The 20525-nt window shown below is 62.1% G+C and carries 18 protein-coding genes; 15 read left to right on the plus strand and 3 right to left on the minus strand.

Annotated elements, in window-relative coordinates; genetic code table 11:
- Nucleotides 1–250 precede the first annotated feature (250 nt).
- From NWV16_RS16740 to NWV16_RS16780, 9 genes are all read left to right on the plus strand, one after another.
- A complete protein-coding gene (locus NWV16_RS16740; protein ID WP_065260589.1) occupies nucleotides 251–1180 on the plus strand; it encodes an amidohydrolase family protein in 930 nt (309 codons plus the stop codon).
- Nucleotides 1181–1184: 4 nt separating this feature from the next.
- Entirely contained in the window at nucleotides 1185–2090 is a 906-nt protein-coding gene (locus tag NWV16_RS16745; protein WP_065260588.1) for an amidohydrolase family protein, read from the plus strand.
- 123 nt (nucleotides 2091–2213) lie between these two features.
- Complete coding sequence (locus NWV16_RS16750; RefSeq protein ID WP_260519957.1) at nucleotides 2214–3599, plus strand: UbiD family decarboxylase; 1386 nt, start codon at nucleotides 2214–2216, stop codon at nucleotides 3597–3599.
- 11 nt (nucleotides 3600–3610) lie between these two features.
- Nucleotides 3611–4195 (plus strand): UbiX family flavin prenyltransferase, encoded by a 585-nt coding sequence (locus NWV16_RS16755; protein WP_260523547.1) that lies wholly within the window; start codon nucleotides 3611–3613, stop codon nucleotides 4193–4195.
- A 17-nt stretch (nucleotides 4196–4212) separates the two neighbouring features.
- Nucleotides 4213–5244, plus strand: coding sequence for a GTP-binding protein (locus NWV16_RS16760; protein WP_260519958.1), 1032 nt, complete (start codon nucleotides 4213–4215; stop codon nucleotides 5242–5244).
- A gap of 245 nt (nucleotides 5245–5489) precedes the next feature.
- Entirely contained in the window at nucleotides 5490–6845 is a 1356-nt protein-coding gene (locus tag NWV16_RS16765) for a nucleobase:cation symporter-2 family protein (RefSeq protein WP_260519959.1), read from the plus strand.
- 12 nt (nucleotides 6846–6857) lie between these two features.
- Nucleotides 6858–8246 carry an amidohydrolase family protein gene (locus NWV16_RS16770; RefSeq protein WP_260519960.1) on the plus strand — a complete coding sequence of 463 codons (1389 nt, stop codon included), beginning with the start codon at nucleotides 6858–6860 and terminating at the stop codon, nucleotides 8244–8246.
- Between the two features lie 150 nt (nucleotides 8247–8396).
- A complete protein-coding gene (locus NWV16_RS16775; RefSeq protein ID WP_260519961.1) occupies nucleotides 8397–8591 on the plus strand; it encodes a hypothetical protein in 195 nt (64 codons plus the stop codon).
- A 173-nt stretch (nucleotides 8592–8764) separates the two neighbouring features.
- Nucleotides 8765–10192, plus strand: coding sequence for an alkaline phosphatase D family protein (locus NWV16_RS16780; protein ID WP_260519962.1), 1428 nt, complete (start codon nucleotides 8765–8767; stop codon nucleotides 10190–10192).
- Between the two features lie 50 nt (nucleotides 10193–10242).
- Here NWV16_RS16780 and NWV16_RS16785 read toward each other — a convergent pair whose 3' ends face one another.
- The gene (locus NWV16_RS16785; RefSeq protein WP_260519963.1) at nucleotides 10243–11526 is read right to left on the minus strand and encodes a Zn-dependent hydrolase; all 1284 of its coding nucleotides are present in this window, start codon (nucleotides 11524–11526) and stop codon (nucleotides 10243–10245) included.
- A gap of 30 nt (nucleotides 11527–11556) precedes the next feature.
- Nucleotides 11557–13041, minus strand: coding sequence for an NCS1 family nucleobase:cation symporter-1 (locus tag NWV16_RS16790; RefSeq protein ID WP_260519964.1), 1485 nt, complete (start codon nucleotides 13039–13041; stop codon nucleotides 11557–11559).
- A 622-nt stretch (nucleotides 13042–13663) separates the two neighbouring features.
- Here NWV16_RS16790 and hydA point away from each other — a divergent pair.
- The 3 genes from hydA (at nucleotide 13664) to preA (ending at nucleotide 17936) form a co-directional block, all read left to right on the plus strand.
- Nucleotides 13664–15103 carry a dihydropyrimidinase gene (gene hydA, locus NWV16_RS16795; RefSeq protein WP_260519965.1) on the plus strand — a complete coding sequence of 480 codons (1440 nt, stop codon included), beginning with the start codon at nucleotides 13664–13666 and terminating at the stop codon, nucleotides 15101–15103.
- Nucleotides 15104–15293: 190 nt separating this feature from the next.
- The gene (locus tag NWV16_RS16800; RefSeq protein ID WP_260519966.1) at nucleotides 15294–16661 is read left to right on the plus strand and encodes an NAD(P)-dependent oxidoreductase; all 1368 of its coding nucleotides are present in this window, start codon (nucleotides 15294–15296) and stop codon (nucleotides 16659–16661) included.
- Nucleotides 16662–17936, plus strand: coding sequence for an NAD-dependent dihydropyrimidine dehydrogenase subunit PreA (gene preA, locus NWV16_RS16805; RefSeq protein ID WP_260519967.1), 1275 nt, complete (start codon nucleotides 16662–16664; stop codon nucleotides 17934–17936).
- 115 nt (nucleotides 17937–18051) lie between these two features.
- On the opposite strand, the gene NWV16_RS16810 is transcribed toward preA, so the two are convergent.
- Nucleotides 18052–18672 (minus strand): TetR/AcrR family transcriptional regulator, encoded by a 621-nt coding sequence (locus tag NWV16_RS16810; RefSeq protein WP_038365564.1) that lies wholly within the window; start codon nucleotides 18670–18672, stop codon nucleotides 18052–18054.
- 147 nt (nucleotides 18673–18819) lie between these two features.
- Between NWV16_RS16810 and NWV16_RS16815 the strand changes: the two genes are divergently transcribed.
- Genes NWV16_RS16815 through copD form a run of 3 tightly spaced genes read left to right on the plus strand, consistent with a single transcriptional unit; the run spans nucleotide 18820 to nucleotide 20525 of the window.
- Complete coding sequence (locus NWV16_RS16815) at nucleotides 18820–19254, plus strand: GNAT family N-acetyltransferase (protein WP_260519968.1); 435 nt, start codon at nucleotides 18820–18822, stop codon at nucleotides 19252–19254.
- Between the two features lie 47 nt (nucleotides 19255–19301).
- Complete coding sequence (gene copC / locus NWV16_RS16820; protein ID WP_260519969.1) at nucleotides 19302–19664, plus strand: copper homeostasis periplasmic binding protein CopC; 363 nt, start codon at nucleotides 19302–19304, stop codon at nucleotides 19662–19664.
- Between the two features lie 3 nt (nucleotides 19665–19667).
- Nucleotides 19668–20525, plus strand: coding sequence for a copper homeostasis membrane protein CopD (gene copD, locus NWV16_RS16825; RefSeq protein WP_260519970.1), 858 nt, complete (start codon nucleotides 19668–19670; stop codon nucleotides 20523–20525).

The raw sequence follows: 20525 nt of genomic DNA on the forward strand, positions 1-20525 counted from the left end.
GACTTGCCAGCGATGGGGACAGCACATTCACCACAAAACCATATCGAACAAGTATCACCACCCCACCCAATTAATATTGTACGAACACTCCCCCGCCTTCCAATACTCGCCTCCAGCAACCACCCACCCGGGCCGGATGCGAACAGGCGAGGGAATGCGCGATTGCCGCGCATAGAAACGGCCGATCACCCGGGACGTGGATGCTGTGAGCCGCAAGGCTCCCTTCCCCGCTATCAGGAGATCGACTTCAATGATCATCGATATCAGCTGCTATCCCACGGATCTCGTGGACCTCGCCTGGAGGCATGACGGTGACCCGTTCACCGGCGAGCGTCTGCTGGAGATGATGGATGGCCCGTACATGGTCAACGGCAAACCTCGCCGCATCGATAAAGCCTTCATCCAGCCCCCCCAGGGCAACACCATTTACACCTGGACCGACGGCGAACTGTCGGGCCGCGAATCCATCGACGCCTACATGGCCTACACCCTGAAAATGGTCCAGACCTACCCGGACCGTTTCATCGGTTGCTTCGTCTACAACCCGCGCTGCGGCGTGCAGAACGGTGTCGAAGCGATCGAGCGTTATGTGAAGGAACACGGTTTCAAGATGGTGCAGATGCAGGCCAACATGCACGCCTACCGGCCTGACCGGGCGCTGGACTGGGTGCGCCCGGCCTTCGAGAAATGCGCCGAGCTGGGCATCCCGGTCAAGCTGCACACCGGCGACGGGCCTTACAGCATCCCGTCGGAATGGGTGCCGATGATCAAGGAATTCCCCAACGTCGATTTCATCATGGCCCACTTCGGCGTGCAGACCGGCGGCGTCTACGTGTTCGAACCGATGCAGTGGGCGATGGAGCTGCCCAACGTCTATTGCGAGTCCGGCTGGTGCCTGCAATCGCGGATCGTCGAGTTCGCCAAGGTCCTGCCAACCCACAAGATCCTGTTCGGCACCGACACCCCGCCGAACGAACCGGGGATGTGGCTGCGCCTGCTGGAAGTGCTGTGCCACGAGCCGCCACAGGGCCTGAACCTCGACGAGGACACCCTCGAAGACTACCTGGGCAACAACACCGCACGGATGATCGGCCTCGAGCCGTCCCCGCCGCCGCGTTCCGTTTCCGAAGCAGAGGCGCAGCTCAAGCGCCCCGTCACCACTCAACTGGCCAGGAGCTGAACCGATGATCATCGACACCCATCTGCACCCCACCAACCTGGTCGACGAGGCCTGGCGCCACACCGGCGAACCGTTCACCGGCGAGCGCATGCTCAAACTGATGGACGGCCCGTACATGATCAACGGCAAGCCGCGCCGGATCGACATGGGTTTCATCCAGCCGCCACCGGGCAACACCGGTTATCGCGACGGCAACCGCCGTGGCCGCGAGGGCGTGCGCGACTACATGTCCTACGTCGCCGAACTGTGCGTGAAATACCCGGACCGGTTCATCGGCAACTTCAACTTCAACCCGCGCTGGGGACCGGAAAACGGTGCGGCAGAACTGGAATTCCACATCAAGGAATACGGTTTCAAGATGCTCAAGCTGCACGCCAACATGCACGGTTATCGCCCGGACCGCGCACTGGACTGGCTGCGTCCGGCGATGAAAGTCTGCGCCAAGTACAACATCGTGGTGCTGATCCACACCGGCGACGGCCCGTACACCATTCCGACGATGTTCTACCCGATCATCCGCGAGTTCCCGATGGTCAATTTCATCATCGGTCACTTCGGTATCCAGACCGGCGGCAACTATTCGTTCGAGGCGTTCTGGATGGCGATGGACACGCCGAACGTGTACTGCGAATCCGGCTGGTGCTTCCAGTCGCGGATCGTCGAGTTCGCCAAGGAGCTGCCGCGCAACAAGATCGTGTTCGGCACCGACTCGCCGCCGAACGAGCCGGGCATGTGGCTGCGCGAGCTGGAAGTGTTGTGCTCGCCGGCACCCCAGGGCCTGGGCATCGACGAGGATCACCTTGAGGATTACCTGGGCAACAACATCGCAAGGTTGTGCGGGATCGAACCGACCCCGCCGCCCAGGGATCTGGCCGAGGCGGACATTCGTCTGACCACGACCTACCTCTAAACCCGTACACAGCGACTTTACAGGTGCGAAGATGACCCTGCGTTCGCTCGACCGGCAGGCCAACGGCTTGTCGGGCGAACGCCAGCCTCACCCCTGCGCGCCTGCTTTTTACGAGGTGAAACCATGACCCGTTCGACGCTCGGCGACTCGCAGGATTTCCACGTATTCATCGACGCCTATCGCCGCCAGTACCCGGACGATGTGCTGACCATCACCCAGCCTCTTTCTGCCGATCAGGACGTCACCGCCCTGGTCGATGCCCTCGCCGCCCAGGGCCGCGATCCGCTGTTGATCTGCGAAAACGTCGGCAACCTCGACGTGCCGGTGGCGACCAATCTGTTTGCCTCCCGCCGGCGTATCGCCCGGCTGTTCGGCGTCAGCGCCGCGCAATTGCACGAAACCTTCCAGACCCGCGCCAACCATCCGGTCCCGCCGCGCTACGTCGAAACCGGCCCGGTACTCGACGAGGTGTTCGAGGGTCAAGCGCTGGATCTGGCGTTGCTGCCGATGCTCAAGCATTTCGACAGTGATCGCGGCCCCTACATCACCAACGCGATCATCATCGCCGAAGACCCGCTCACCGGCATCGCCAACATGAGCTACCACCGCTCGATGCGCCATGCGCGTCAGGCCTTGGCCACCAGCCTGCATTCACGAGGGCACCTGTGGCGGATGCTGCAGACCGCGCGCGAGCGCGGCGAAGAATTGCGCGTGGCCATGGTGGTCGGCGCACACCCGCTGTTCATGCTCGCTGCCGCCGCACGACTGCCCTACGGCAGCGATGAACGCGCGGTGGCAGGCGGGTTGTTCGGGGCGCCGCTGGAGCTGGTCAAGACCCCGCGCTATGGCATCGGCGTTCCGGCGTACGCGGAGTTTGTACTCGAAGGCGCCATCGACCCGACGGCCTATGCCGAAGAAGGTCCGTTCGGCGAATTCAGCGGTTATTCCTCGGATCGCTCGACCAACAACGTGCTGCGCGTCGACACCCTGTTACGGCGCAAGGACGCGTGGCTGGTGGACGTGATGGGCGGCCGTTACGCCGAACACCTGACCCTTGCACGGCTGCCCCGGGAAGCGGAAATGAGCGAGAAGCTCAAGGCACGCTTTCCCGCCGTCACCGCCGTGCATTACCCGAACTCCGGCACGCATTTTCATGGCTACGTGGCGCTGGACCAGAGCCGTGACGGCGAGGCCCGGCAGATCATGCTGGCGCTGCTCGGCTGGGATCCGTACCTGAAAACCGTGATCGCGGTGGACAGCGACATTGACCTCACCGACGACAGCCAGGTGCTGTGGGCACTGGCCACGCATTTCCAGCCGCACCTCGACATCTTCACCATCGATGGCTTGCCCGGCAGCCCGCTGGACCCGTCGTCCTCGGTCAATGGCACCACGTCGCGCATGGGCCTGGATGCCACGCGCGGCTCGGGGTTCGACGGAATCAAGGCGCAGCTCGATCAGGACGTGCTCGAACGCGCGCGGCAACTGCTCGACGGTCTGCCATCGTGAACCGCCAGCGGATGGTGGTCGGCATCAGCGGCGCGTCCGGGTTCATCTACGGCGTGCGCCTGCTGCAGCTGCTGGCCGAACTGGACATCGAAAGCCACCTGATCATCAGCCGTGCCGCGCTGCTGACCATGGCTCACGAAACCGACTACAAACTGGCGGACGTCATCGCCCTCGCCAGCCATTACCACCGCGCCGATGACGTCGCCGCCGGGATCGCCAGCGGTTCGTTCCGCTGCCTGGGCATGGTGGTCGCACCGTGTTCGATGCGCACCCTGGCGGAAATCGCCACCGGTACGTCATCGGGGCTGATCGGTCGCGCCGCCGACGTCACCCTCAAGGAGCGCCGCACCCTGGTGCTGATGGCCCGCGAGACGCCGCTCACCCTCGCCCACCTGCGCAACATGACCGCCGTTACCGAGATGGGCGGGATCATCGCCCCGCCAGTGCCGGCCTTCTATGCCCGCCCCGACAGCCTCGGGCAAATGGTCGACCACAGCCTCGGCCGCGTCCTCGACCTGTTCGGCCTCGATGCCGGCACCGCCCGGCGCTGGCGAGAACCCACAGACCCCACAGACCAGCTTCATCTGCACCGGTAATCACCCAGGAGCCCCACATGACCACCCCCTTCAACGCCCCGACCCCGAACACCAAAATCCCGGTCACCATCCTCACCGGGTTCCTCGGTGCCGGCAAAACCACCCTGCTCAATTACATCCTCAAGGAGAACCATGGCCGCAAGATCGCGGTGATCGAAAACGAGTTCGGCGAGGTCGGCATCGACGGCGATCTGGTGCTCAGCTCCGAAACCGAAGAGATCTACGAAATGGTCAACGGCTGCGTCTGTTGCACCGCCGAAGTCCGCGAGGACCTGGTGCGGATTGTCCGCGAACTGGTGGCGCGCCCGGTGCGGCTGGACCACATCCTGATCGAGACCAGCGGTCTGGCCGACCCGTACCCGGTGGCCCAGAGCTTTTTCATCAACGACCCGATCGCCGAGGATGTCGAACTCGACGCCATCGTGACCATGGTCGATGCCAGGCACATCGCCCAGCACCTGGAAGACCTGCAACTGGACGGCGTCGACAATCAGGCGGTGGATCAGATCGTCTGCGCCGATCGCATCGTCATCAACAAGGTCGATCTGGTCAGCGCTGAAGCGGTGGAAACCCTGCGCGGCAAGATCCGTAGCTTGAACGCCACGGCGGATCTGATGACCTCGACCCATGCGCAGATCGACCTGTCGAAAATCCTCGGCATCGGCGCCTTCGAATGCACGCAGAAGCTGATGGAAATCGGCGCCGAACCTGACCCTCACAACCACCATGACGAACCCGATCATGAGCACGACCCGAGCGTGTCCTCGGTGGGCATCGCCGTGGACGGCGCCGTCGACCTGATGGCGTTCCACCGTTGGATCAGCGAGTTGCGCAGCGCGCAGGCCGACAACCTGTACCGCATGAAAGGCGTGCTGGCGGTGGCCAACGAAGACCAGCGTTACGTGCTGCAAGGCGTGCACAGCCTGGTGGAGTTCCGCGCCTCGACCCTGTGGGGCAGCGAGCCGCGCTCGAGCAAGATCGTGTTCATCGGCCGCGACCTGGATCGGGCGGCGCTGAACCAGGGCTTCGCCGCCTGCCTGGCCGGCTGAAACCCGGCATCGGAGCCGGTGGATGGCGGCTTCGCAGCACGAATGACTGAAACGGCCGGTCGGCAACACACCTGTGGCGAGGGAGCTTGCTCCCGCTGGTCTGCGCAGCAGACCCGAAATGCCAAGGAAGGGCCGCTGCGCGCCCCGGCGGGAGCAAGCTCCCTCGCCACGGGTTGGTCACCGACCGAGCAATATCAGACGAATACCCCTCTGTACCGAATAACAACAGCTAGAGGTGATTCCCCATGTCGTCAGCCAGTTCCTCCTCCACCGTCCACCCCGTCGACCGCGTCCTGCCGGTGCGACAGATGCTCACCCTCGGCCTGCAGCACATGGCCGTCTCGTACATCGGCGCCATCGCCGTGCCGTTGATTGTCGCCAGTGCCTTGAAGATGTCCCATGCCGACACGGTGGTGCTGATCAGCACCACGCTGTTCTGTTCCGGCATCGCCACCCTGTTGCAGACCGTCGGTTTCTGGAAGTTTGGCGTGCGCCTGCCGATTCTGCAGGGCGTGGCGTTCAGCAGCGTCGGGCCGGTGATCGCCATTGGCAGCAACCCGGAGGTGGGCTTCGCCGGGGTCTGCGGGGCCGTGATCGGCGCCGGGATATTCACGCTGCTGATGGCGCCGTTCGTGGGTCGCTTGCGACGCTTCTTTCCACCGGTGGTGACCGGTTGCATCGTCACGGTGATCGGTCTGCAGCTGTTTCCGATTGCCTATGAATGGGTTGGCGGCGGGCGCAACGCGAACAATTTCGGTGCCCCGGCCTTTCTTGCCGTAGCGCTGCTGGTGTTGCTGACCATCCTGCTGGTCAACCGCTACGGCAGCCCGTTGCTGCGCAACATGGCGGTGCTGGTGGGGATGCTGGTGGGCGCCGGTCTGGCTTACGGTCTGGGCATGGGCAACTTTCACAGTGTGCAGGACGCGCCATGGCTGACCGTGCCTTACCCGTTCTACTTCGGCCTGCCGACCTTCAGCCTGATTCCCATCGCCACCATGGTGGTGGTGATGATCGTGCAGATGGTCGAGTCCATGGGACTGTTTGTGGCCATTGGAGACATTGTCGACAAACCGGTGGACGACAGGCAGGTGATCAACGGCCTGCGCGCCAATGGCCTGGCCAGCACCATCGCCGGGATGTTCGCCGCGTTCCCGTTCATTGCCTTCATGGAAAACGTCGGGCTGGTGATCCTGACCGGCGTGCGCAGCCGTTGGGTGGTGGCGATCAGCGGCCTGCTGATGTGCTCGATTGCACTGGTGCCCAAGGCCGGGGCAATCATCGCGTCGATGCCGACCGCTGCGCTGGGCGGTGCCGGCATCGCCATGTTCGGCGTGGTCGCGGCGGCGGGCATCCAGACCCTGGCCAAAGTCGATTACGAGCGCAACCGCTACAACGTGCTGATCGTCGGCTTCACCATCGCCGCCGCGCTGGTGCCGGTGCTCGCCCCGACCCTGTTCAAACAACTGCCCGAGTGGTCACAGCCGTTCCTGCACAGCAGCGTGGTCATCGCCTGCCTGGTGTCGGTGCTGCTCAACGCGGCGCTCAACGGCGTCAGCGTGCCAGAAACCACACCCGGCAAATCCGCCTCGCACATTCTCTGACTGGAGCTGCCCATGACTCGACTTCAAACCATCCTGATCAAAAATCCCGTGGCGGTGATGACCGGCCTGCGTGGCCCCCGGGCCCGGGCCGGCGCCGTGGACATCCGCGTGATCAATGGCCGGATCGCGGAAATGGCCGCCAACCTCGAGCCGCAACCTGGTGAACGAGTGATCGACGCGCGCAACTCGGTGGTCTATCCGGGGTGGATCAACACCCACCATCACCTGTTCCAGAACCTGCTCAAAGCCGTACCCGAAGGCTTGAATCAGGACCTGCAAGGCTGGCTGGCGAGCGTGCCCTATCCACGCCTGAACCGCTTCACCCCGCAACTGGCGCGGATCGCCGCACGGCTGGGGATGGTCGAGCTGCTGCTGTCCGGCGTCACCACCTGCGCCGATCACCACTACCTCTACCACGCCCACGGCAGCACCGAGACCGGCGACTTGCTGTTCGATCTTGCCGAGGAGTTCGGCCTGCGTTTCGTGCTCTGCCGAGGCGGTGCGCTGGAGTCGGCGAGCGCGCATCCGGGCTTCTCGAAAACCGCGCTGCAACCGGAATCCCTGGAGCAAATGGTCGGTGACATCGAACGGCTGAAATCACGCTACCACCAGGACACACCGGATGCCCTGCGCCGGGTGGTCGTGGCGCCAACCACGCCGACCTTCTCGTTGCCGCCGACGCTGCTGCGCGAGCTGGCGCACACCGCCCGAGGCATGGGACTGCGCCTGCACACGCATTTGTCTGAAACCCAGAACTACGTGAATTTCTGCCGCGACAAGTACAACTGCCTGCCGGTGGAATTCGTCGCCGAGCACGAATGGCTCGGCCCGGACGTCTGGTTTGCCCACGCCGTGCATCTGCAACCGGGGGAAATCCGCATGCTCACCCAGACCGGCACCGGCGTCTCCCACTGCCCGGTGAGCAACGCCCGGCTGGGCAGCGGCGTTGCGCCGATCCCGCAAATGTACGAGGCCGGTGTGCCGATCTCCCTCGGTGTCGACGGCGTGGCCTCCAACGAATCCGGGAGCATGGTGGGCGAAGCCAACACTGCATGGCTGATCCACCGCGCCGGACAAGGCGCTTCGGCCACCACCGCCGAAGACGTGATTCACTGGGGCACGGCGGGCGGCGCGCAAGTACTCGGCCTCGGCGCGGTCGGCACGCTTGAAGTGGGTCAGGCGGCGGATCTGGTGATCTACAGCCTCGACCATCCACGCTTCTACGGCTTCCACGACAATGCCGTCGCGCCGGTCGTCGCGGGTGAGCCGATTGCCGTGAAATACAGCCTGGTGGGCGGGCGGATCGTCGTCGATGACGGAGTGATTCCGGGGCTGGATATCGAGCGGATGCGGGCCGAGGCGTGGGAGGGAGTGCAGGCACTGATGACGGTCGACGATTGATGCATATCCGGTGGGAGCGGCGGTGCGACGATTCGTCTCGTCGGCTTCCACCGGCGGCATTAGCGACTTCCGGTTTTGTCGACTAACTTTAATACCTCATCGGATTGAGCCCCTGCCGGCCACACCGGGCTCTTGATCAAGGAGAGACTGATGACATCCCGCAGCACTATCGAACAGACCTATCGCACCTGGTCCAGCCCCATTCTGCTGGAGCTGAAAAAGCGCGAGCACCAGATGGCGCCGGTCGAGCGTCAGGCGCTTGAGAATGTCATGGTGGAGAGAAGATTGCTGGACGTTGGTAATCCTGACGGACCTGATCGGCGTCATCGCAAAGCATCCCGCTGAAGCTGCCATCATACTGCCACACCTTGTCTACACTTCCAGCCATGGAGTCCGGACTTACTCCGTTGGATGATCAGGTCTGTCACTCCAGCCATTGGGCCGTTTCAGGAAAACCTTGAGCGTTTTCCTGAACCTATGGAGCAATCGGGTAGCCCATTACTCACTGGAGCAGGGACATGACGATCACATTGGGCCCGATCATCGGGCACACCACGGACACGTCGGCGAAAATCTGGATACGCGGTGCGGCAAATGGAGGTCAGGACGACAAGCGGTTTTGCGTCGGTCTGTTCGACGTATTCAAGGGCAAGACCTGGGTGATGTCTTGCCGCTGTTTTTTGCGTGACTACTACGACTTCACCGGTGCGGTAGAACTCAGTGAACTGAAACCCGCAACAGCCTATCGCGTGGTCTGCAACACGGCTTACTTCAGTGATGAACTGGAGGTCACCCGACTGGTCAGGGACGACAAACCTGCTGGTCCGCTCAACCGTCCGGAAGAGTCTGTTGAAGGTACATTCACCACCAACCGGGTGTCGGCAGACGGCACGCTGAACTTTGTATTTGGTTCATGCCGCTACCTGTACTGGGACAACATCTTTCAGAGCGACGCGGAAAAAGGCGACAAGACGTTCCGCTCAATTCTCGACAAACATGCGCAAAAACCCTTCGATCTGGCGCTGATGATCGGTGATCAAGTGTATCTCGACCCATTGAACGCTCTGCGCCAGTACAGCACCCTCGAGGAGATGTTCGACATCTACCGACAGGCCTTCGGATTGCCATATATCCGGCAGATGATGAGACAGATTCCGACTTACATGATTCTCGACGATCACGAGATCAGAAACGACTGGTCACGAGAGCAACTCGACGATGTCGGCAAGGGCTTCTACGTCAACGCGATGCGTGGTTATGAGTCATACCAGCATCTGCATAATCCGGCGACACCCAAGGGGCAGTACTGGTACACCTTCCAGAAAGGCGCCTTTCCGTTTTTCGTGATGGACACCCGCACCCAGCGCATACGCGAACCCAACGCGGTCGAACCGCGTTCGGTGTTGGGGCGCGAGCAGCTCAATGCATTTCTGACCTGGCTGAGTGAGCATCGTCAGGCACCGATGATCTTCGTGGTATCCAGCGTGCCGTTTTTCCCCGACCCGAAATCCGGCGACGACAAATGGGTCGGTTTCCCGGAGGAACGCAGCATTATCCTGGAGTTCATCCGGGTCGAGAAAATCAGCAATGTCGTGATCCTGTCAGGTGACGTGCACAACAGCTGCTTCGCCGGCATGCGTTGCTACCAGGACCCGACATTCGGGCTGACCTCACTGGTTGCCTCGCCTTTCTACTGGCCCTATCCCCATGAGAACCGCAGTAACTTCTATGGCGGCCGGACACTCGAGTTCATGCAATGGAGCGATGGCAGTCGCCGCACGCGCGACCGCATAGAGTATCGCTACGAAGGCGAAGGCTTTATCGGTGAAGAGAGCTTTGTCACCGTTTCGGTGGATGCGAGCAGGAAAGGCAAGATCGGTCAGGCACGCATCTACGACCGCAAGGGCGAGCAGCTGGAAGACTACCCCGGAATCTTCAGATTCTGATAACTCACCGCGCCGGAACATGTCGTTCCGGCGCGCCTTCGCAGTTTGATTTACGCAGCGCGCTGCCCTCCCGCCACCGCCGCCGAAGCCGCCAGCATCGCCCGCAGCAACACCGCACAACCGGCCGCCAGATCGTCCGGCGCGGCGTTTTCGATTTCGTTGTGGCTGATGCCGCCCTCGCACGGCACGAAGATCATCCCGGCCGGGCCGAGTTCGGCGAGGAAGATCGCGTCATGGCCGGCGCCGCTGACGATGTCCATGTGCGACAGGCCCAGACCTTTGGCAGCCCCACGCACGGCTTCGACGCAGCCTTTTTCGAAGTACAGCGGCGGAAAGTCGGCGGTCGGGGTCAGTTCATAGGTCAGGCCGTGTTCTTCGCAGGTGGTTTCGATAACCTGTTTGACCTCGGCAATCATCGAGTCCAGACGCGCCGGTTCCAGATGCCGGAAGTCGAGGGTCATGCGCACTTCGCCGGGGATGACGTTGCGCGAACCCGGATAGGCCTGCAGGCAACCGACCGTGCCGCAGGCGTGGGGTTGGTGGCCGAGGGCGGCGCGATTGACTGCACCGACGATCACCGAAGCACCGACCAGAGCATCCTTGCGCAGATGCATCGGGGTCGGACCGGCGTGGGCTTCGACGCCGCGCAGTTTCAGGTCGAACCACTTCTGTCCCAGCGCGCCGAGTACAACGCCGATGGTTTTCTGTTCGTCTTCCAGAATCGGGCCCTGCTCGATATGCGCCTCGAAATAGGCGCCGACCTTGTGACCGCTGACCTTGCGCGGCCCGGCGTAGCCGATGGCGTTCAGCGCTTCGCCGACCGTAACACCGTCGGCATCGACCTTCGCCAGTGTTTCTTCGAGGGTGAATTTTTCCGCGAACACACCGGAGCCCATCATGCACGGGGCGAAGCGCGAACCTTCTTCATTGGTCCAGACCACCACTTCCAGCGGTGCCTCGGTTTCCACGCCGAGGTCATTCAGGGTGCGCAACACTTCGACCCCGGCCAGCACGCCGAAGCAGCCGTCGAACTTGCCGCCGGTGGGCTGAGTGTCGATATGGCTGCCGGTCATCACCGGCGGCAGGTTCGGATTGCGACCGGGCCGACGGGCGAAGATGTTGCCGACTTCATCGACCGAGACGCTGCAACCGGCGTCCTTGCACCACTGCACAAACAGGTCGCGGGCCTGGCGGTCGAGGTCGGTCAGGGCCAGGCGACAGACCCCGCCCTTGACCGTGGCGCCGAGCCTGGCCAGTTCCATGAGCGACGCCCACAGGCGGTCGCGGTTGATGTGCTGATGGGTCGATTGCAGAACGTCAACGGCTGCGTTCATGGGGATCTCCTCAGGCAGTTCTTATGGGAATTACAACGGCGATTTGACGACCACCGGGTTGCTCCGCATCGCGCACAACCCGTAATAGATCAACCCGCCCAGCGCCGAGCCGGTGAACCAGCCGTAGCTGTAGAACCAGTTGAACGCGCTGCTGCCCAGCGACAGCAGGGTCAGCACCACCGGCACGCCGAAGGCGATGAACCCGGCCCGGTTCCACGCCGGATAAACGTCATCGCGGTACAGGCCGGCGAGGTCCAGCTGTTGTTTCTTGATCAGGAAATAGTCCACCACCATGATCCCGGCAATCGGCCCGAGCAGGCTGGAATAACCCAGCAGCCAGTTCGAATACACGGTTTCCAGGCTCAGGTCCGAGACGATCCAGCCGAGCTTCTTCAGCAGCTCATGGCCCATCAGCGCCAGACCGACGAGGCCGGTGAGAATTACCGCACTGGTGCGGTTGATGACCTTGGGCGCGATGTTCTGAAAGTCGTTGGTCGGCGAAACGATGTTGGCGGCGGTGTTGGTCGACAGCGTGGCGATGATGATCAACGCCATGGCCACTGCAACCCACACCGGGCTCTGGATATGACCGATCAGCGTCACCGGATCGGAAACGCTGACGCCCACCAGCTTCACCGATGCGGCGGTCATCACCACGCCCAGTGCGGCGAACAGGAACATGGTCAGCGGCAGGCCGAAAATCTGCCCGAGGATCTGATCCTTCTGGCTGCGGGCATAACGGCTGAAGTCGGGAATGTTCAGCGACAGCGTGGCCCAGAAGCCGACCATCGCCGTCAGCCCGGCAGCGAAGTAACTGACCACGCTTGCGCCCTCGGGACGTTTTGGCGGAATCGCCAGCAGTTCGGTCATCGACACATTGGGCATGGCCCACACCAGCAACCCGATACCGACCGCCACCAGCAGTGGCGCCGACAGGGTTTCCAGCCATTTGATCGACTCGGCGCCACGGATCACCACCCAGAGGTTCAGCGTCCAGAAGATCATGAAACCGATCACCTCCCCCGTCCCGCCGAGGGATTTCCAGCCCTCGAAGATCGAACCGAGAAACAGGTGGATCGCCAATCCGCCGAACATGGTCTGGATGCCGAACCAGCCGCACGCCACCAGCGCCCGGATCAGGCACGGTACGTTGGAGCCGAGAATCCCGAACGAAGAGCGCAGCAGCACCGGAAACGGAATGCCGTATTTGGTGCCGGGGAAAGCATTCAGCGTCAGCGGAATGAGCACGATGATGTTGGCGAACAGAATCGCCAGCAGCGCCTCGCCGACGGTCAAACCGAAATACGCGGTGAGCACGCCACCCAGGGTGTAGGTCGGCACGCAGATCGACATGCCGACCCACAGGGCGGTGATGTGCCATTTGTTCCAGGTTCGTTCACGCACCCTGGTCGGTGCCATGTCGTGGTTGTAACGGGGACTGTCGAGGACGTCGCTGCCGGCGTCGAGTTCGAACAAGCCGTCGCGCTCGGTCACTTGCGATCTGTTCTGTTGCATGGCCGCTCCACTGTTTCTTCTGATTATTTTTTGCTCATCAGGCGGCTGCACACGCGAGTGCGAGCCGGACGATGGCCGGAGGAACTGACAACCTTCATGCACCGGCCATGGTGTCAGCGGCGGCATCAATAAACGTGCCGGGTGCCCCGCTTGCGCATCGGGCCGTGCTTTTAAAGCTTTGTAACTGACTGATGTTGATCAGTTTTAATTTTTCACCTTGTGAGGCCGCGAAAACTTGACTGAACACTCAGGCCAAATGCCAGTCAAGTTGTCCGAACTGTCAGGACTCAATCTGGTGCATCACACTTTTTTTCATCATGGGCGCTCAGCCGCAGCTCAACTTCAAGCGGCTGATTTCACATAGGAAATCTTGCTCATATTTCCAACCTGTCAAGTGCGTCAAAATGGTGAAGTGCCTCACCATTTTGGTGATTTATGATTTTTATCGTTATTTATCAGATAGTTAAAACATTCATAAGCTTATAAAAAATAATCTTGATCAATTGCAGAACTGCGACTAGCGTCTATTCCTGACAGCGCTGACAAGATTACGCATTTGGCGTTGCAAACAATAAAAGCACTAGAACCGGCACAAGTCGGTCATGCCTGCGAGGAACTCGGAATGTCTCTGTTGATCCGTGGCGCCACCGTTGTTACCCATGATGAAAGTTATCGCGCCGATGTCTATTGCGCTGACGGCGTGATCAAAGCCATTGGTGAAAACCTGGAGGTTCCCGCCGGCGCCGAAGTGCTCGACGGCAGCGGCCAATACCTGATGCCCGGCGGCATCGATCCGCACACCCACATGCAACTGCCGTTCATGGGCACCGTGGCCAGCGAAGACTTCTATAGCGGCACCGCCGCAGGCCTGGCCGGCGGTACCACCTCAATCATCGATTTCGTGATTCCCAATCCGCAGCAATCGCTGCTCGAAGCCTTTCATCAGTGGCGCGGCTGGGCGCAGAAGTCGGCGTCGGACTATGGCTTCCACGTTGCGATCACCTGGTGGAGCGAGCAGGTCCGCGAGGAGATGGCCGAGCTGGTCAGCCATCACGGGATCAACAGCTTCAAGCATTTCATGGCCTACAAGAACGCGATCATGGCCGCCGACGACACGCTGGTGGCGAGCTTCGAGCGCTGCCTGGAACTCGGCGCGGTGCCGACCGTTCACGCGGAAAACGGCGAGCTGGTCTATCACCTGCAACGCAAGTTGATGGCCCAGGGCATCACCGGGCCGGAAGCGCATCCGCTGTCGCGGCCATCCCAGGTCGAAGGCGAAGCCGCGAGCCGGGCGATCCGTATCGCGGAGACCATCGGCACGCCGTTGTACCTTGTGCATGTATCGACCAAAGAAGCCCTCGACGAAATCACCTACGCCCGCAGCAAGGGCCAACCGGTCTACGGTGAAGTGCTGGCCGGGCATCTGCTGCTGGACGACAGCGTCTACCAGCACCCGGACTGGCAGACCGCCGCCGGTTACGTGATGAGCCCGCCGTTCCGCCCGCGCGGACATCAGCAAGCGCTGTGGCATGGTTTGCAGAGCGGCAATCTGCACACCACCGCCACCGACCATTGCTGCTTCTGCGCCGAGCAGAAAGCCGCCGGGCGCGACGATTTCAGCAAGATTCCCAACGGCACCGCCGGGATCGAAGACCGCATGGCGGTGTTGTGGGATGAAGGGGTGAATACCGGGCGGTTGTCGATGCAGGACTTCGTTGCCCTCACCTCCACCCACACCGCCAAGATCTTCAACCTCTACCCGCGCAAGGGTGCGATCCGCGTCGGCGCCGATGCCGACCTGGTGCTGTGGGACCCGCAAGGCACCCGCACCATCTCCGCCAAGACCCACCATCAACAGGTGGACTTCAACATTTTCGAAGGCAAGACCGTGCGCGGGGTGCCGAGTCATACCGTCAGCCAGGGGAAAGTGGTCTGGGCTGATGGCGACTTGCGCGCCGAGCGTGGGGCGGGCCGGTATATCGAACGGCCGGCGTATCCGGCGGTGTTCGATTTGCTGAGCAAGCGGGCTGAGTTGCACAAGCCCGTTGCAGTCAAACGCTGACCTGTGGCGAGGGAGCTTGCTCCCGTTGGGTGACGAAGCCGCCCCAAATCCGACCGGCGCGAGTACCTGAGTCAGCGACCCGACGTTTTGGGCCCGCCATGCGGGAGCAAGCTCCCTCGCCACAAAAGCTTTGCAAAAACCACTGCCCGACAGAGGCAGAAAACCTCAAATAACCGTGAGGCAAAAACCCGTGATCGAGTCCCTGAACCACCTCCCTCATCCGCACGAAAGTGCGGACGCCCTCGCCGGCCATTTCACCGATCTGGCGCCGCCGCTCAACGACCGTCAGGCGCATCTGGAAGCCTCGCGCTGCCTGTATTGCTACGACGCGCCGTGCGTGAATGCGTGCCCGAGCGAGATCGATATCCCGTCGTTCATCCGCAATATTCATCAGGACAACGTGCCGGGTGCGGCGCAGAAAATTCTCTCGGCGAACATCCTCGGCGGCAGTTGTGCGCGGGTCTGTCCGACCGAGATCCTTTGCCAGCAAGCCTGCGTGCGCAATAACGCCCACGAGTGCGCACCGGTGCTGATCGGTCTGCTGCAACGCTACGCCGTGGACAACGCGCACTTCAGCGAGCACCCGTTCCAGCGCGCCGCCGCCACAGGCAAGCGCATTGCCGTGGTCGGTGCGGGCCCGGCGGGATTGTCCTGCGCCCATCGCAGTGCGATGCACGGCCATGACGTGGTGATTTTCGAGGCCCGGGAAAAGGCCGGCGGGCTCAACGAGTATGGGATCGCCAAATACAAACTGGTGGACGACTACGCGCAGAAGGAGCTGGATTTCCTCCTGCAAATCGGCGGCATCGAAATCCGCCACGGGCAGAAGCTCGGCGAGAACCTGACCCTGAGTGAACTGCATCAACAATTCGACGCGGTGTTCCTCGGCCTCGGCCTCAATGCCAGCAAGCAACTCGGTCTGGCCCACGAAGATGCCCCCGGCCTGCTCGCTGCCACCGACTACATCCGTGAACTGCGCCAGGCCGATGATCTGTCGCAACTGCCGCTGGCCGAGCGCTGCATCGTCCTCGGCGCTGGCAACACCGCCATCGACATGGCCGTGCAAATGGCTCGCCTCGGTGCCCGCGACGTCAACCTGGTCTATCGCCGTGGCGCAGCGGACATGGGCGCCACCGGCCACGAACAGGACATCGCCAAGGCCAATCAGGTGCGGCTGCTGACCTGGGCACAACCGGACGAGGTGCTGCTCGACGAACAGGGCAAGGTGCGCGGCATGCGCTTCGCCCGCACCCATCTGGTGGAAGGTCGCCTGCAAACCACGGGCGAGACGTTCGAGCTGGCCGCCGATGCGGTCTTCAAAGCCATCGGCCAGGCCTTCGACGGCAGCGCCCTCACCGATCCGCTGGCCCGTGAACTCAAGCGTCAGGGCGAACGCATCCAGGTCGATGAGCAACTGCGCACCAGCATCCCCGGCGTGTACGCCGGTGGCGACTGCACCAGCCTCGATCAGGACCTCACCGTGCAAGCGGTGCAACACGGCAAGCGCGCCGCCGAGGCGATCAACGCTCAACTGATGCTCAACGTGGAGGCTGCGTAAATGGCCGATCTCTCGATTGTCTTCGCCGGTATCAAAGCCCCCAACCCTTTCTGGCTGGCCTCCGCGCCGCCGACCGACAAGGCCTACAACGTAGTGCGTGCCTTCGAGGCGGGCTGGGGCGGCGTGGTCTGGAAAACCCTGGGTGAAGACCCGGCGGCGGTCAACGTGTCTTCGCGCTACTCGGCGCATTACGGCAACAACCGTGAAGTGCTCGGTATCAACAACATCGAGCTGATCACCGACCGCTCGCTGGAAATCAACCTGCGGGAAATCACTCAGGTGAAGAAAGACTGGCCGGATCGCGCGCTGATCGTGTCGCTGATGGTGCCGTGCGTCGAAGAGTCGTGGAAACACATCCTGCCGCGGGTGGAAGCCACCGGTGCCGACGGCATCGAGCTGAATTTCGGTTGCCCCCACGGCATGCCCGAACGCGGCATGGGCGCAGCGGTCGGCCAGGTGCCGGAGTACGTCGAGCAGGTCACGCGCTGGTGCAAGACCTATTGCTCGCTGCCGGTGATCGTCAAACTCACACCGAACATCACCGACATCTGCGTCGCCGCCCGCGCCGCACATCGGGGTGGCGCCGATGCGGTGTCGCTGATCAACACCATCAACTCGATCACCAGCGTCGATCTGGAACACATGGTCGCCCTGCCCACCGTCGGCAGCAAAAGCACCCACGGTGGTTATTGCGGCTCGGCGGTCAAACCGATCGCTTTGAACATGGTCGCGGAAATCGCCCGCGATCCGCAGACCCAGGGCCTGCCGATCTGCGGCATTGGCGGCATCGGCAGTTGGCGCGATGCGGCGGAGTTCATCGCCCTGGGCAGCGGCGCGGTACAGGTGTGCACGGCGGCGATGCTGCATGGTTTCCGGATTGTCGATGAGATGAAAGACGGCTTGTCGCGGTGGATGGACAGTCAGGGCTATGCCGGCATCGCCGATTTTTCCGGGCGGGCGGTAGGCAACACCACGGACTGGAAGTATCTCGACATCAACTATCAGGTGATCGCGAAGATCGACCAGGAGGCATGCATCGGCTGCGGACGTTGCCACATCGCCTGCGAAGACACGTCACATCAGGCAATCGCCAGCCTGAAGCAGGCCGATGGCACGCACAAATATGAAGTGATCGATGATGAGTGCGTGGGGTGCAATCTGTGCCAGATCACCTGCCCGGTGGCGGACTGCATCGAGATGGTGCCGATGGAAACGGGCAAGCCGTTTCTGGACTGGAATCATGATCCGCGCAATCCCTACCATGTCAGCCCTTGAGGACAGCGGCGTCTGAGCCGACGCTTTCGCGAGCAGGCTCGCTCCCACCTTTGGAATGCATTTCCCTGTGGGAGCGAGCCTGCTCGCGAAGAGGCCAGCCCGGCCACCACAAGACTCAGGGCTCCAAACCTATCCCCCGCAAAATCACACTCGTCACCGTCTGCACCGCCCGCTCGAACTGCATGTCCGACAGCGGTTGGTGCTCATTCAGAATGTTCACCTGATGATCAAAGTCGGCATAGTGCTGGGTCGAAGCCCAGATCATGTACAGCAGGCTCGACGGCTCCACCGGCAAAATCCGCTTGTCCTCCACCCACTGCCGGATCTTCGCTTCCTTCATCTTCGCCCAGTCGTACAGGCTGACATCCAGCGCCTCGCCCAGGGTCGGCGCGCCGTGGATGATTTCGTTGGCCCAGACTTTCGAGCCATAGGGCCGACTGCGCGAGTGGTTCATCTTGGCGCGGATGTAGCTGCTGAGCACTACCCGCGGATCGTCGAACATCTCGAAACACAGCGCGTCCTGCTTCCACACCTCCAGCAGGTCGAACAGCACCGCGCTGTACAGCTCGCTCTTGGTCGAAAAGTAGTAATGCAGGTTGGAACGCGGCAGTTGCACTTCGGCGGCGATGTCGGCCATGGCGGTGCCGCCGAAGCCTTTTTCGGCGAACACCTTTTCCGCTGCCAGAAGGATTTTCTCGACGTTACTGCGGCGGATTTCGATCTTGTGATTGCCCATGAGGGCTCCCTGAAGACAACGTTTTTGAAGACTAGCATCCGCTCCGGGCAAGGGGCGACAGGCGAGAACGATTCTTCACACACCTGGGCTTTTTTCTGGTTTAGGATCGCCCCCCTTCTCCCTGTCAGACGCTGAAGGATTCTGTCGATGACCATTCGCAAACGCATCCCCGAGGATGACCCGCCACTCGCTGATCTGTGGGAACGCTCGGTCCGCGCCACCCACGACTTTCTCCCGGAAGACGATATTCACCGGCTGTTTCCGCTGGTGCGTGACGCCTACCTGCCCGCGCTGGATGTCTGGGTTTTCGAGAACCCCGACCGTTCCCCCGCAGGCTTCATCGCCACCGACGACGACACCGTGCAGATGCTGTTCATCGACCCGTCACAGCGGGGTCAGGGCATCGGCCGCCGCTTGCTCGACCACGTCCGCCGTCCGCAGCTCAAGGTGGACGTCAATGAACAGAATCCCCAGGCCCACGGTTTTTATCTGCACTACGGATTCGAGGATGTCGGTCGTTCGGAACTCGACGGTGAAGGCCGGCCCTTTCCGGTCGTGCACATGCGCCTGAAAGCCTTGTGATCCTCGCTCTATACTCAGCCCGCCATTTCACTGATAGGACACTGCCCATGTCGATGAAAAAACTGTTCACCGCCGGCGCCCTGCTCGCTTCGCTGGTCGTCACTTCCCAGGCGTTCGCCCATGCTCACCTGAAAAGTGAAACCCCGGCCGCCGACAGCACCGTCGCCGCGCCTGCGCAATTGCGCCTGGTGTTTTCCGAAGGCGTCGAAGCCAGCTTCACCAAAGTCACCGTGACCCACGACGGCGCGCCGGTGGAGATCAAGCCGCTGACCACCGAAGACGACAAGAAAACCCTGATCGTCACGCCCCAAGCGCCGCTCACCGCCGGCGAGTACAAGGTCGAATGGCACGCGGTGTCGGTCGACACGCACAAGAGCGAAGGCGCCTATCAATTCAAGGTTGGCCAGTAATTCATGAGTGACGCGCTGGTGCTGTGCCGGTTCCTGCATTTCATCGTGGTGTTGATGCTGTTCGGGGCCTGGCTGTTCCGGCCGCTGCTGCTCAAGGGTGAAGCGCCGGCGCTGGATCGGCAGCTGGCGCGGCTGGCCCGTTGGTTAACAGCGATTGCGCTGGCCAGTGGCGTTGTCTGGGCGCTGATGATCACCGCGAGCATGGCCGGTTCGGCGGCTGCGGCGTTCGACCCGGACACCGTCAAGCTGGTGCTGGGCCATACGTTTTTTGGTCAGGTATGGCGCTGGCATCTGCTGATCAATGCCCTGTTGCTGGCGTTGCTGTTTACGCCCTGGCGATCAAACCGGCCATTGCGGCTGGGCCTGAGTGCGTTGCTGTTGATGACCCTCGCGCCGGTCGGCCATGGCGCAATGCTCGATGGTTTCAGCGGCCAGATGCTGATCCTCAATCAGGTCATTCACCTGACCTGCGTCGGCGCCTGGCTGGGCGGGTTGTTGATGCTGGTGATGATCCTGCGCCAGTCCGATGAAACGGTGCGCTATGTCTTGCAGCGATTCAGCGGAATTGGCTATGTGTTGGTCGCCGGTCTGTTGATCACCGGACTGATCAACGTGCGCGTCCTCACCGGCCAGTGGTGGCCGACGCCGCTGTTCTCGGGATTCGCCCTGATCCTGCTGATCAAGGCGTTACTGGTGATCGGCATGCTCGCACTGGCATTGTTCAACCGGTTGCGCATCCGTGATTGCGAACAGCGCATCGGCATCCTCAAGCGCAGCGTGGTGCTCGAGTGGCTGCTGGGGATAGGTGCCGTGGCGGCGGTTTCCGTGCTCGGCACCCTGCCGCCGATGATTGCGGCCTGA

The organism is Pseudomonas sp. BW7P1 (assembly GCF_024981055.1).
Lineage (GTDB): Bacteria > Pseudomonadota > Gammaproteobacteria > Pseudomonadales > Pseudomonadaceae > Aquipseudomonas > Aquipseudomonas bananamidigenes.

What these genes read in the sequence shown, in the direction of transcription:
- copC (WP_260519969.1), top strand. Translation starts at nt 19,302, where the DNA reads ATGTCGATGAAAAAACTGTTCACCGCCGGCGCCCTGCTCGCTTCGCTG.
- NWV16_RS16750 (WP_260519957.1), top strand. Translation starts at nt 2,214, where the DNA reads ATGACCCGTTCGACGCTCGGCGACTCGCAGGATTTCCACGTATTCATC.
- NWV16_RS16785 (WP_260519963.1), bottom strand. Translation starts at nt 11,526, where the DNA reads ATGAACGCAGCCGTTGACGTTCTGCAATCGACCCATCAGCACATCAAC.
- NWV16_RS16780 (WP_260519962.1), top strand. Translation starts at nt 8,765, where the DNA reads ATGACGATCACATTGGGCCCGATCATCGGGCACACCACGGACACGTCG.
- NWV16_RS16760 (WP_260519958.1), top strand. Translation starts at nt 4,213, where the DNA reads ATGACCACCCCCTTCAACGCCCCGACCCCGAACACCAAAATCCCGGTC.
- NWV16_RS16815 (WP_260519968.1), top strand. Translation starts at nt 18,820, where the DNA reads ATGACCATTCGCAAACGCATCCCCGAGGATGACCCGCCACTCGCTGAT.
- NWV16_RS16790 (WP_260519964.1), bottom strand. Translation starts at nt 13,041, where the DNA reads ATGCAACAGAACAGATCGCAAGTGACCGAGCGCGACGGCTTGTTCGAA.
- NWV16_RS16810 (WP_038365564.1), bottom strand. Translation starts at nt 18,672, where the DNA reads ATGGGCAATCACAAGATCGAAATCCGCCGCAGTAACGTCGAGAAAATC.
- NWV16_RS16765 (WP_260519959.1), top strand. Translation starts at nt 5,490, where the DNA reads ATGTCGTCAGCCAGTTCCTCCTCCACCGTCCACCCCGTCGACCGCGTC.
- NWV16_RS16775 (WP_260519961.1), top strand. Translation starts at nt 8,397, where the DNA reads ATGACATCCCGCAGCACTATCGAACAGACCTATCGCACCTGGTCCAGC.
- NWV16_RS16740 (WP_065260589.1), top strand. Translation starts at nt 251, where the DNA reads ATGATCATCGATATCAGCTGCTATCCCACGGATCTCGTGGACCTCGCC.
- hydA (WP_260519965.1), top strand. Translation starts at nt 13,664, where the DNA reads ATGTCTCTGTTGATCCGTGGCGCCACCGTTGTTACCCATGATGAAAGT.
- NWV16_RS16755 (WP_260523547.1), top strand. Translation starts at nt 3,611, where the DNA reads ATGGTGGTCGGCATCAGCGGCGCGTCCGGGTTCATCTACGGCGTGCGC.
- NWV16_RS16745 (WP_065260588.1), top strand. Translation starts at nt 1,185, where the DNA reads ATGATCATCGACACCCATCTGCACCCCACCAACCTGGTCGACGAGGCC.
- copD (WP_260519970.1), top strand. Translation starts at nt 19,668, where the DNA reads ATGAGTGACGCGCTGGTGCTGTGCCGGTTCCTGCATTTCATCGTGGTG.
- NWV16_RS16770 (WP_260519960.1), top strand. Translation starts at nt 6,858, where the DNA reads ATGACTCGACTTCAAACCATCCTGATCAAAAATCCCGTGGCGGTGATG.
- preA (WP_260519967.1), top strand. Translation starts at nt 16,662, where the DNA reads ATGGCCGATCTCTCGATTGTCTTCGCCGGTATCAAAGCCCCCAACCCT.